Source organism: Marinitoga hydrogenitolerans DSM 16785 (assembly GCF_900129175.1).
Classification (GTDB): Bacteria; Thermotogota; Thermotogae; order Petrotogales; family Petrotogaceae; genus Marinitoga; species Marinitoga hydrogenitolerans.
Genome location: NZ_FQUI01000010.1, coordinates 14,702 through 26,541 on the forward strand (window position 1 = coordinate 14,702; position 11,840 = coordinate 26,541).

The 11,840-nt window shown below is 25.6% G+C and carries 10 protein-coding genes; 9 read left to right on the plus strand and 1 reads right to left on the minus strand.

Translation table 11 applies throughout. From position 1 onward, the window contains the following. Nucleotides 1-17 precede the first annotated feature (17 nt). The 5 genes from BUA62_RS04260 to BUA62_RS04280 all read left to right on the plus strand — a co-directional run bounded on the left by BUA62_RS04260 (nucleotide 18) and on the right by BUA62_RS04280 (nucleotide 6,450). A complete protein-coding gene (locus tag BUA62_RS04260; RefSeq protein ID WP_072863796.1) occupies nucleotides 18-1,769 on the plus strand; it encodes a sensor domain-containing diguanylate cyclase in 1,752 nt (583 codons plus the stop codon). Nucleotides 1,770-1,940: 171 nt separating this feature from the next. Beyond that, entirely contained in the window at nucleotides 1,941-3,740 is a 1,800-nt protein-coding gene (gene abc-f, locus BUA62_RS04265; protein ID WP_072863798.1) for a ribosomal protection-like ABC-F family protein, read from the plus strand. A gap of 4 nt (nucleotides 3,741-3,744) precedes the next feature. Continuing rightward, a complete protein-coding gene (locus BUA62_RS04270) occupies nucleotides 3,745-5,733 on the plus strand; it encodes a glycoside hydrolase family 13 protein (protein WP_072863800.1) in 1,989 nt (662 codons plus the stop codon). Nucleotides 5,734-5,776: 43 nt separating this feature from the next. After that, nucleotides 5,777-6,091 carry an STAS domain-containing protein gene (locus BUA62_RS04275; RefSeq protein ID WP_072863802.1) on the plus strand — a complete coding sequence of 105 codons (315 nt, stop codon included), beginning with the start codon at nucleotides 5,777-5,779 and terminating at the stop codon, nucleotides 6,089-6,091. Nucleotides 6,092-6,210: 119 nt separating this feature from the next. Beyond that, on the plus strand, nucleotides 6,211-6,450 hold the full coding sequence (locus BUA62_RS04280) for a glutaredoxin family protein (RefSeq protein WP_072863804.1): 240 nt from the start codon (nucleotides 6,211-6,213) through the stop codon (nucleotides 6,448-6,450). Between the two features lie 45 nt (nucleotides 6,451-6,495). On the opposite strand, the gene BUA62_RS04285 is transcribed toward BUA62_RS04280, so the two are convergent. Further along, complete coding sequence (locus BUA62_RS04285) at nucleotides 6,496-7,848, minus strand: glutamine synthetase family protein (RefSeq protein WP_072863806.1); 1,353 nt, start codon at nucleotides 7,846-7,848, stop codon at nucleotides 6,496-6,498. A gap of 217 nt (nucleotides 7,849-8,065) precedes the next feature. On the opposite strand from BUA62_RS04285, the gene BUA62_RS04290 reads away from it, so the two are divergent. From BUA62_RS04290 to BUA62_RS04305, 4 genes are read left to right on the plus strand one after another with little or no spacing between them, the layout of a single operon-like run. Then, nucleotides 8,066-9,334, plus strand: a complete 1,269-nt coding sequence (locus BUA62_RS04290; protein ID WP_072863808.1) for a hypothetical protein — start codon at nucleotides 8,066-8,068, stop codon at nucleotides 9,332-9,334. A 12-nt stretch (nucleotides 9,335-9,346) separates the two neighbouring features. Continuing rightward, nucleotides 9,347-10,249 (plus strand): ABC transporter substrate-binding protein, encoded by a 903-nt coding sequence (locus BUA62_RS04295; protein WP_072863809.1) that lies wholly within the window; start codon nucleotides 9,347-9,349, stop codon nucleotides 10,247-10,249. A gap of 23 nt (nucleotides 10,250-10,272) precedes the next feature. Continuing rightward, on the plus strand, nucleotides 10,273-10,668 hold the full coding sequence (locus BUA62_RS04300; RefSeq protein WP_072863811.1) for a MazG nucleotide pyrophosphohydrolase domain-containing protein: 396 nt from the start codon (nucleotides 10,273-10,275) through the stop codon (nucleotides 10,666-10,668). Next, nucleotides 10,661-11,839, plus strand: a complete 1,179-nt coding sequence (locus tag BUA62_RS04305; protein WP_072863813.1) for a metallophosphoesterase — start codon at nucleotides 10,661-10,663, stop codon at nucleotides 11,837-11,839. The genes BUA62_RS04300 and BUA62_RS04305 overlap by 8 nt, the downstream gene beginning before the upstream one ends. Nucleotide 11,840 lies beyond the last annotated feature (1 nt).

Genomic DNA, 11,840 nt, shown 5'->3' on the forward strand with positions numbered 1-11,840 from the left:
AAAACATAGGTGATAAAATGAAAGATATTTTATATAAAGGATTATTCGATTATACAGATAACGCTATTTTTTATTGGAATAAACACTTAAAATTAATAAAAGCAAATAAAAGAGCCGCAGAGTTATTAGGATACACATCTCCAGATGAGATGATAGGTATTTCTTATGAAAAACATATTTATGATACCGAAATTGAAATATTAGAAAGAATTAAAAAAGCTATAGAAAATAAAACCTTCATACAGATATTTGAAAAAAAATATATTTCAAAACATGGAAAAATAAGATGGGTTGAGGTACATATTTCACCTATATTATTAAAAAACAATGATGATTATATAATACAAGAAATAGCCTATGATATTACCGAGAGAAAGAAATTAGAAAGCCAACTAGATTTTGAAAAAAGAAAGTTTGAAAATTACTTTAATCTATCACAAACTATAAATATAGTTTTGGATAAAAATGGAAATATATATGATATAAATAACAAAGCATGCGAATTGTTAAATGTAAATAAAAAAGAGATCATAGGTTCAAATTGGTTTGATAACTTTATTGAAAAAGAATTTAAAGATGAAATTAAAAGTGTTTTTTTCAAAATAATTAATAATGAAATCGAGCAAGTTGAATTTTATGAAAATGAGATTGTCAGTAAAAATGGAGAAAAGTATTTGGTTTCCTGGCATAATGGATATATAGAAGAAAATGGGAGAATTAAATATATAATTTCTTCCGGTATTGATAGAACAAAAGAGAAAATATATATCACTCAGTTGGAATATAATAATATACTATCAACTGAATTGTTAAAATTATCTAATGAAATTATCTCTTTTGGCTATACTGATGATTTATACAAAAAAATATTGGATAAATTAGTAGAAGTTTTGCCTCATGCTGAAGCTGGGAGTTTTGTTTTAAAAAATGGTGATTATTATGAATATAAAGCGGTTAATGGTTTTGACTTCGATAAATTAAAAAAGATAAAATTTCAGGTTGATTTTGAAAGCTTTTTAAAAGATAGTCCAAGTATAGTTACACAATGGAAAAATTTTTATACTGCTTATGGTCATGATAAATTTATACTGAAAAAATACGGAAAAATTGACAAAATAAAGGAAACTTTAGTTATTCCTTTATATATAAAAAATTTATTTTACGGCTTTGTAAATTTCGATACATTTACCAAATCATTTGACGAAATCGAATTAAACTTTGCTAAAGTCTTGAAATCCAATTTAGAATTTTTGTTATGGAAAATAGAAACTGATAAAAAATTAAAATATGCTGCTGAATACGATTTTTTAACAAAAATCTATAATAGACAAACCTTTATTTCTAAAACTACAGACTTAATGAAATTTGAAAAAAGACATAAAGAGAAAATAGCTTTTATATATATGGATATAAACAAATTCAAACAAATCAATGATAAATATGGCCATAAAATTGGCGATGAAGTCCTAAAATTTTTTGCTGAAAAGGTTTCTTCTATTCTCAGAGAAAGTGATATTTTCGGAAGGGTTGGTGGTGATGAATTCATAATCTCCTTACCTAACACCGATAAAAATGGTGCCGAAAAAGTAATTGAAAAAATAAATAAAGCTCTTTTAACACCTTTTAAATATAATAATATCGAAATATATTTATCAATAAGTTATGGTTATTCTATTTTTCCACAAGATAGCGAAGATATAAATAAATTATTTGATATTGCAGATAAAAGAATGTATAAAAACAAAAAAAAATATAATGAAAAAAAATAACTCTATTGAAATAAAATTATATACAGTTAAATATTCAACAGTTGTATTCATACTACAAAAGAAGATAAAAAAATGATTTATTCTAAAAATGTTGTTTTATATAAGAATATATAAAAAATGCCATTAATCAAATATATATGATTTTTTCAGAAAGCAACATGAGGTGAAAATATGCTTTTTAAAATAGAAAATGTTTCTCATAATTTTGGAAACCAGGACATCTTCTACGATGTCAATTTGTTTGTTTATGAACAAGATAGAATAGCATTAATAGGTCCTAACGGTTCAGGAAAAACAACTCTTTTAAAAATTATAAACGGAGAAATAGAACCTTTAGAAGGAACAGTTTTAAAAACCAAAAACTTAAAATTAGGTTATTTAAAACAATTTAGAACAGAAGAATTAAACCTTTCATTGTTTGAATATGTTTTAAAAGAAATTGAAAAAAATATTAATGATGAAATGAAAAACAAAATAGTTCGTTCTGTACTTAAAGGTATGGGATTTAAAGAGAGTGAATGGGAAAGAAAGATAAATTCTTTAAGTGGTGGCGAATTAACACGTTTAGCTTTAGGTCGTGTATTAGCAGGTGACTATAATTTATTAATTCTCGATGAACCTACTAATCATTTAGATATATATTCCATTAAATGGTTAATTAATCATTTAAAAAATTATAAAGGCGCCCTTATTTTTGTTTCACACGATAGAACATTTATCAGTGAATTGGCTAATAAATTTTGGGAAATAAATAATTATAAAATTTGGAATTTCAACGGAAATTATAATCAATATTTAACTCTTAGAAAAAATAAGCTTACTAATATTATAAATAGAAAGAAAAATTTAGAAAAAGAAATTGAAAGACTAAATGCAATGATAGAACGTTTTAGAAAATGGGGAACAGAAAAAATGATGAAACAAGCAAAATTTAGGGAAACGCTAAGAGATAAGCTTATAAAAGAATACGAAGAAATAGATAATTTAAAAGATGATGAAATAATAAAAATTAAAATTCCAGAACCTAAAAGAACGGGATATAATGTTTTAACTGTTAAAAATCTTTCCTTTGGTTATGAAAAAGGTAATTTACTTTTAAAAAATTTTAATTTTGAAATAAACGAAGGAGAAAAAATAACCATTTTAGGGAAAAATGGTTGTGGAAAATCTACATTATTAAAAATTTTAATGGGAAAGCTAAATTCATATAACGGAATAGTCAATTGGGGATATAATATAAAAATTGGATATTTAGATCAAGTTATATCTTCCTTAAACAAATCTTTAAATGTTATGAACATAATATGGAAAGATGTTCCAGAATGGAAAGATTTTGAAGTTAGAAAATATTTGGGTCGCTTCGGTTTTTCTGGAGATTCAGTTTTCAAAAATGTCAACTCTCTTAGTGGCGGCGAATTAACAAGATTAGCTCTCTCTAAATTAATACTTCAAAAACCTAATGTTTTAATATTAGATGAACCTACTAATCATCTAGACATCTTTACTGTCCAAACTTTAGAAGAAACATTAAAAGAATTTAAAGGATCGATTATTATGGTTTCTCATGATGAGGATTTAATCAAAAACATCTCTGATAGAATTTTTTTAATTAAAGATGCAAATTTAAAAGAATACGGAAATTTTGAAGAAGTATTACCAAAATTAATAGATGATTCGTTTAAACTAAAAAAACAAAATAGAACAAATTTAGATTTTGAGCTGTCAAAAAAGATTAAAAACAAGATAAAATCATTAAAGCGAGAAAAAAAGAAATTAGAAGGAGAATTTGAGGATATTCTGTTGAAAATTGATGAAATAGAGAATTTAATGTTCACTTATTCACAAAATTATCAAAAATTGATGGAACTAGAAAATGAAAAGTCTTTATTGGAGAAAAAACTAAATGATATCTCTAATAGAGAAAACGAAATAATTCTTGAGTTACAAGAATTAGAAAATATTGGAGGATGATTATATGTTCTTTGGAATTTATTCCGATCAAAGCGAAAACTTTTTAACACCTACTAATCCAAAAATAGGCGACGATGTAATAGTCAAGATTAGAGTACCAAAAAAATATGGAGAAGTCTCTGGAAATTTATATCTTTTAACAAAAAAAAATTCAAACAAATATAAGCATTCACCTATGCATTTAGAAAATGAAAATAGTTTATTTTGGTATTTTTCAACAAAATTTAAACTAACAGAAAGATATATAAGATATCATTTCGAATTAAATTTTATTAACCATAATAAGAAAATAAAATATGATTCAAGAGGTGTTGCTGAAAATAGACATATCGAAGATTTTGTTATTATACCAGAATTTGAAGTTCCCAAATGGGCAATTGGCGCTGTTTATTATCAAATTTTCCCTGATAGATTTCACAATAGTGACCCTTCAAATGATCCTGTTGATGGTGAATATATTTATGATGGCGAACCTATAAAAAAGAAAGAATGGAACGAACTCCCACATCCTACAAAAGGTCACACAGAATTTTATGGCGGAGATTTAAAAGGTATTATAGATAAATTAGACTATCTGAAAGATTTGGGTATTGAGGTTATTTATTTAAATCCTATATTCGTATCTCCAAGCCCTCATAAATACGATACTCAAGATTATGAACACATAGACCCTCATCTTGGAGTTATAGTTGAAGACACTGATAATTTAAGTGAAAAATATAAAGTAAGAACAACTTCAGAAAAAAACTTGACTGAAAGTGATAAACTTTTTGCAAGATTAGTTGAAGAAGCTCATAAAAGAAACATAAAAGTAGTTTTGGATGGTGTGTTTAATCATTGTGGTTCATATCATAAGTGGGTTAATGAATACAAAATTTATGGTGAAAATGTTGGAGTTGCTAATGATCAAAATGTTCCTGAATCTGAATTCTTTTACTGGCATAAAGGTGAATATGAAGGATGGTGGGGATATAAATCTCTCCCAAAATTAAATTATGATAAAACAATGTTAGTTTGGAAATACATTTCAAAAATTGGTGAAAAATGGGTGAGTTATCCATATAATGCTGACGGTTGGAGACTCGATGTTGCAAGAGATTTAGGAAAAAATAAAAACATTAATAAAACATTTTGGAGATATTTCAGAAAAATCGTAAAAAAAGCAAATAAAAATGCCGTCATTTTTGCTGAAGATTACGAATCCCCAAAAGAGTGGATAGAGAGTTTGTCATGGGACGGAGTAATGAATTATATTGGTTCGATGGATCCTATTAGTTATTTTTTAACGGGCACAGAAAAACATAATGATGAATTTAAACCGGAATTGATTGGAAATTCCGAATGGTTTATAATGCACTTAAAATGGGCATGGAGCCAATTACCTTTAAATTCAAAATATATTTCATTAAACCAATTAAGCAATCATGATCATTCAAGATGGGCAACAAGAACAACAAAAAAAATTGGTAGAGCTCATTCTTCAGGACATAAAGAAGCCGAAACTGGAATTGATTGGGATATATTCAAAATTGGTTATTTAATGGCATTTACTCTTCCTGGAGCACCTGGATTATATTATGGAGACGAAATAGGTTTAGCTGGATGGACGGATCCAGATAATAGAAGAACTTTTCCATGGGAGAATTTAAATGAAAAAACTTATCAAGAGCGTTTGATTTTTACGAAAAATATGATACAATTCTATAAAGAGCTTTCTTCATTAAAAAATGGTTCTGTAGAGTTTTTAAAATGGGATAAAGGTTTTATATCTTATGGTGTATGGAATAAAGATGAACACATAATTGTAATAATAAACATAAACGAAACACCATATGAGTTTGAAATACCTGTATGGATTTCTGAAATTCAAGATGGCATATTAAAGACTATTTTCAATACTAAACCCGTTAAAAATAAAGAATTTAATGTATATAATGGTGTAATCAAAGGAAATATTCCAGAAAAATGTGCTATTGTACTTCAAAAATTATAATTTTTTGTGTTATAATTAATTGTATTATGAAAGGAGGAATAATATGAAAAAAGAAATTTACGGGAATAGTGCGACAGTTTTTTTACAAGGTAGAATCGACATAAATAATTCTGAAGAGCTCAGGGATGAATTAAACGAATTAGCCGAAAATGGGATAAAAAGGATATTTATAGATATGTCTGCTTTAGAATACATTGATAGTAGTGGGCTAGGTAGGATATTATACTTTTTTATGAATTACAAGAAAAAAGGTGGCTCTATGGAACTTCATAATGTAAAGAATGAAAACGTTAAAAAAGTGATTGAAATTGTTAGATTAGATAAAATAATTCCCGTAAAAGATTATAATGTTGAATAAATCTTCCCATATGGGAAGATTTATTTTATTTTAACATAAAATGCTTTTAAATTTAAAATTATTATGGCATAAATTTTCTTAGATATATACAATTTGTATATAATTAAGGAGGGATTATTTTGGCTCATGTAAAAATTGCTATATACACTACATCTCGTTGCCCTTGGTGTAAAAAAGCAAAAAAATATTTTAAACAATTGGGCATTCCTTTTAAAGAATATAATGTAGAAAAAGATCAGAAAGCTGCAGAAATAATGGTAAGGAAAACAGGACAAATGGGCGTACCTGTAATAGAGATAGGAAATCAAACTATTGTTGGATTTGATAAAGCGAAAATTGAAAAATTATTAGGAATATAATAGAGGAGACTATAATAGTCTCCTCTATTATATATTTTACAACCACTATAATTCAAAATATAATTCAAATTCTTTTGGAACAGGGATTGAATAAATAATATTAGCTTCTTTTAATTTGGTATCAACCCATTTATTAATTAATGATTCTGGAAATGTTTTTAAATATTTATTATCTTCCTTTAACCCTATGATCACATCTTTTAAATTTAAAGGAAACTCTTTATTATTCTCTCCTTTTGAATGAAATCCCATTTCTATTGGATCATAATTATTTTCAATTCCACTTAACCCTGCTAAAATCATAGCTGACAAAAAGAAATAAACATTTGCCGTTGCATCACCTGTTCTAAATTCAATCCTTGTATCAGCTTTACTCAAATAACCTGGAATTCTTATTGCCGCACTTCTACTACCTTTAGAAAATGATGCAGATATTGGCGCTTCAAAACCTGGCACTAATCTCTTATATGAATTAGTACTTGGATTAGACCATGCTAATAATGCTCCTGATAAACTATGCTTTAAGATACCTGCAGTATAGTTTAATGCCAATTTGCTTAAATTATAAATTTCGTTTCCAACAAACAAACTTTTTCCTTCTTTTTCCAGATATTGATGTACGTGCATACCATTTCCTGGCATATTAAATATTGGTTTTGGCATAAAAGTTACATATAATCCATATTCTGATGCAACTCTTCTTATTAAATATTTCGCTAAAGTTACATTATCCGCTGCGTCAACTAAACTCATAAAATTTAATTCAATTTCATGTTGAGCTATACCTACTTCATGATGATGATATTTCACAGGAATTCCTGCATTTTCTAATACTTTTACAATATTATTCCTCAACTCAAAATGGATATCGTAAGGTTCGTTTAAATGATAAGATGAAGCGTTTGCTCTTGGATAATCATGCCCTTCTCCTAAGCCTTCTGCGTTTTCAACAAAATAATAGGATTCTGTAAACGCTGTTTTGTAACTTACTTTTTCAAAAACATGAAATTCAAGTTCTACTAACATTTTAGCATCGTCTGCTACATTAGATTTTTTTATATATTTTAATGTTTCTTTTGTAATACTTCTTGGATATTGATTAAAAAATTCACCTGTCAATGGATTAATAACATCGGATAAAACATGAATAATCTTCCTATCTTCAATTATTTCTAAGTACATTTTCAACAAATCCGGAATAGCCACCATATCTGAATCTGTTACTTTTGCAAATCCAAAATTAGATGCATCAAAACCTATTCCTTCTTTGAAAGTTTTTTCACTTACATAACTTTTTGGAAGAGTTACATGTTTCATCTTTCCATGTATATCTACAACCATAATATCTAAAAAATCATAATCTTCCAAGAGCTTATCAATTTTATAAAATTCAATCATAACTACACCTCCAATAATAATTTCCAAATATACTATATCATCTTTGAAATTTTTTTCATAGTTCTATTATATAATCTATTTTGTTATTACATCTAAATAAATCTATTTATTATCAAAAATAGTTAAATTTTTCATTTTTAATAATCTTAAAACATTCTTCTTTAATTTTCCTAAGTTTTATTGTATAATAATATTAGACTAGATACGGGGGTGTCATATGAGAAAAAACGTTATACTATTTTTAATACTTACTATTTTATTTCTTCAAAGTTGTTCTCTTTTTAACTTTCAAGAAAAAGATATTATAAATATTATAGAAAATAAAAAGCAATTTAATATTTCACTAAAAAACAATACTTTCGTTGCTTCAAAAAGATTCAGAATTCCTTTTAATATTTATATTTCTAACACTGTGGCTGCTACACCTTTTGAAATTATAGATAAAATTAAAATTATTCCAGAAACCAAGAATGCCACAGTAAAAATCTATAAAAATTCTCTTGACTTTATAAATCTTACTAAATCCGGAACTTATACTATTACGTTTTATCATTCTAATATATCTACTTCATTAACCTTAAAAGTACTACCCGATAAACCAAAAGATATTAAATTAGAACTATCTCAAAAAGTTTTTTTTGCTTCAGAAAAAATTTTAATTCCTCTTAAAATATATTACACAGATATATACGGAAATAAAATTATTAAAAATTTTAAGAACATTTCTTTGTTTCCATATGTAAAAAATGATTTGAAAAAAATTGATGATGAAAATTATGAATTGACTTTATATAATATTACGAAACCTGGAAAATACTTATTTACATTACATATTGAAAATACTACTTCAAAAAGTTTTTCTTTCAAAATTATTCCAAGCAATCCAAATAAAATACTTTTTGAAAATAGTATTATATATTTAGCAACAAATTATGAGGATAATACACATTTTCCACCAAAAAAAGCTAAAATAAAATACTCATTATTAGATAATTTTGATAATGAAACAAAAGTAAAAAAATTAAGTTTTAAAATTGTTTCTAATAATTTTTTAAAACCTACAATATCAATAGAAAATGATTATATAAATATTATTTCAAACATTTATCCGGGTAAGTATTTAGTTGAATTTTATTATAATGAAAAAAAACTCGATGGGCATCTTGAAATAAATGTTGTAAGCGTTCCAAGAAAAATTATTTTCGTTGATAAAATTATTAATAGTTCTCTCTATTTGACTTTCTCAATACAGGATGGTAATACAAACACAACAAATAATATTGAAATAAGTAAGATAATAATTAAAGCTGGCAAAACAGAAATTCTCATTAATGATAAATTAAAAAAATACATATATAGAAGAGGAAATCTGTTTATTTTTGGCAATTATCCATTAGATACCTATTTTAATAATATTGAAATTACCTTTTATGTAAAATCAAAAACTTTCAATTACACAAAAAAAATTACAGAAAAAATTTATTAGGGGGTGTGCAGAATGAAAAAATTTTTGATTTTTTTCATTTTAATTATTGGATTAACAATTTTTAGTGGTACCTTTTATAATCCACTTGGTCCAACATTATTGCCAGCTGCTGGAATGTATATAAATAAAGTACCCACATTGCAAACGTCTTATTGGAGAAATATTGATCAAGCACAAATATTAGTATTAAAAGAGCAGGCAGATTTTATTGTTTTACCTGTCGCTTTAGGGGTTGAATTAATAAATAAAGGTGCTAACTACAAATTAGCTGGTATTTCATTATGGAAAACCTTTTATCTTATATCTTCAAATGAAATAAAAACTATCGAAGATTTGAATGGAAAAAGAATAGTCACTTTACATGGACCTGGTCAAACTGCCGATGTTATATTAAAGATATTGAAAAAAATGAAAAACATTGATTTTGATATTGTATATATAACAAGCGGCCCAGAAATAATACAATTGTTAGCATCCGGGAAAGAAACTATCGCTGCTTTACCTGAACCTTTTGTGTCGCTCGCCGAAGTAAAAACAAAGGGAAAAATAAAAGTACAAATGGATTTACAGGATTTATATGCTGATTTATTTAATTTAGAAGATAAAAGGTTACCAATTGCTGGTGTATTTGTTTCAAATAAAAAATTTAAAGAAAACCCGAATTTCGTTAAACGTGTTTTGAATGCTTATGAAAATTCTGCGAATAATTTTTATAAAAATAATTTTAATGATGCTGTAAATTATGTATTTAAAATTATGCAAACAATGCCAAAACCTGTATTACAAAAAGCCGCAGAAAGATCTGAGATTTATTATACAAAAGAGATACAAGAAATTACAGACTTATATTTAAAAAATCTTTTTGAATATGGCGCAATATCAAAACTTCCAAAAGATTTATATTTAAATTATTAAAATTCAATTTATCAAGGTGAAATATGAATAAAGAATTTTTTGAACAATTCAAAAAACTATGTGATATTGTAAAAAGAAATATTGAAAAATGCCCATGGGTAAAATCAATAACATTAAATACTATGATAAAAGAAGCCTCTTCAGAAATAAAAGAAATTGAAGAGGCTTTATTGAAGAATGATCTTGATAATTTAGAAGAAGAAATAGGTGATCTTATTTACGATGCCTTTTTAATACTAAAAATTGCTGAAAGAGATTATAAAATTTCTTCACAAAAAACTATACAACGTGTAGTTTCCAAAATCTCCAATAGAAAACCCTGGCTTTTTTGGGATAAAGAAATATCTCGAGATGAAGCTGCAAAAATATGGATAGAAAGAAAAAAACAGGAAAAGAAATTAGGTGAGAATTTTGATTAAACTGTATTTAAGTGATCTTCATATAGGTAATGGAAATAAAAAAGATGATTTTAAATATGATAAAGAGTTAATTAAAATTTTAGAAGATTTAAATGAAGAATCAAAAAATGAATTGTATATTGTAGGTGATGGCTTTGAAATCTTACAATCATATGAAAATCCTCAAAAAAATAATGATATATATGAAATAATTAAAAATTTTGATTTTGATTCTATTTTGAAAAAAATAAAAGAAAGTCATAATGATTTAATCATGGCTTTTAGAAATTACTCAAAAAAGAATAAAATACATTATATCGTTGGAAATCATGATTATTATCTTCTTTTTGATGAGAAAATAAAAAACAAATTTAAAAATTTTCTTGGTGAAAATGTTGAAATTCATCCTTATTATTATGATGAAAAATGGGAAATTTTTATAATACACGGAAACCAATTTGATACACTTAATAGATTAACGGTTACTAAAACAGGCAAAATCCTTCCACCTTATGGTGAATTAATGGAAAAATTTATTTCAAAATATTTTGATAATGAAGTCTTAAATGTTTTACCTGATGAAATTTTAATGGACTATGATAATATAGAACCAAAAATGGATATATTTTTATGGTTAGAAGAAATAAGAAATAAATATTCTATAGGACTTGATCTTGAGTATAAATGGATAGATATGTTTGTTAATTTTGTTAGAAGTAAAGAGTCAAAAGAATGGCTAAAAGAAAATTATCCTTTTATACATATTTTATCTTATTTATTTATAAATAAGATAGGCGGTATAAAATTCGGAGAAATACTTGTTAGGACAATTAGTTCTTTGCGTGGTGCGAAAAAAACAAATTATTTAATGGAAAATGTTAAAAAAATTTTATATAAAAATAGAGTTATACCAAAAAAATATTGCATAGGCTATTCTAATGAAGATATCTTGATTCCTTCAAAATTACAGGGGATAATAATGGGACATATACATGTTCCTACATATGAAATATTCCCAAATAATAATGGTGAAATATTTTATTGTAATTTAGGCAGTTGGAAACATACTGTCAAAAAAACTTCTGTTAAAAATAAAACCAAATTTTTAAGAAGAACTCAGATAAGTTATTTTATAGTAAAAGAAAGTAACAAAAGCTTAAACACTCAATTTGTAATAAAAGATATGATATAAT

What these genes read in the sequence shown, in the direction of transcription:
- BUA62_RS04260 (WP_072863796.1), top strand. Translation starts at nt 18, where the DNA reads ATGAAAGATATTTTATATAAAGGATTATTCGATTATACAGATAACGCT.
- abc-f (WP_072863798.1), top strand. Translation starts at nt 1,941, where the DNA reads ATGCTTTTTAAAATAGAAAATGTTTCTCATAATTTTGGAAACCAGGAC.
- BUA62_RS04270 (WP_072863800.1), top strand. Translation starts at nt 3,745, where the DNA reads ATGTTCTTTGGAATTTATTCCGATCAAAGCGAAAACTTTTTAACACCT.
- BUA62_RS04275 (WP_072863802.1), top strand. Translation starts at nt 5,777, where the DNA reads ATGAAAAAAGAAATTTACGGGAATAGTGCGACAGTTTTTTTACAAGGT.
- BUA62_RS04285 (WP_072863806.1), bottom strand. Translation starts at nt 7,848, where the DNA reads ATGATTGAATTTTATAAAATTGATAAGCTCTTGGAAGATTATGATTTT.
- BUA62_RS04290 (WP_072863808.1), top strand. Translation starts at nt 8,066, where the DNA reads ATGAGAAAAAACGTTATACTATTTTTAATACTTACTATTTTATTTCTT.
- BUA62_RS04295 (WP_072863809.1), top strand. Translation starts at nt 9,347, where the DNA reads ATGAAAAAATTTTTGATTTTTTTCATTTTAATTATTGGATTAACAATT.
- BUA62_RS04300 (WP_072863811.1), top strand. Translation starts at nt 10,273, where the DNA reads ATGAATAAAGAATTTTTTGAACAATTCAAAAAACTATGTGATATTGTA.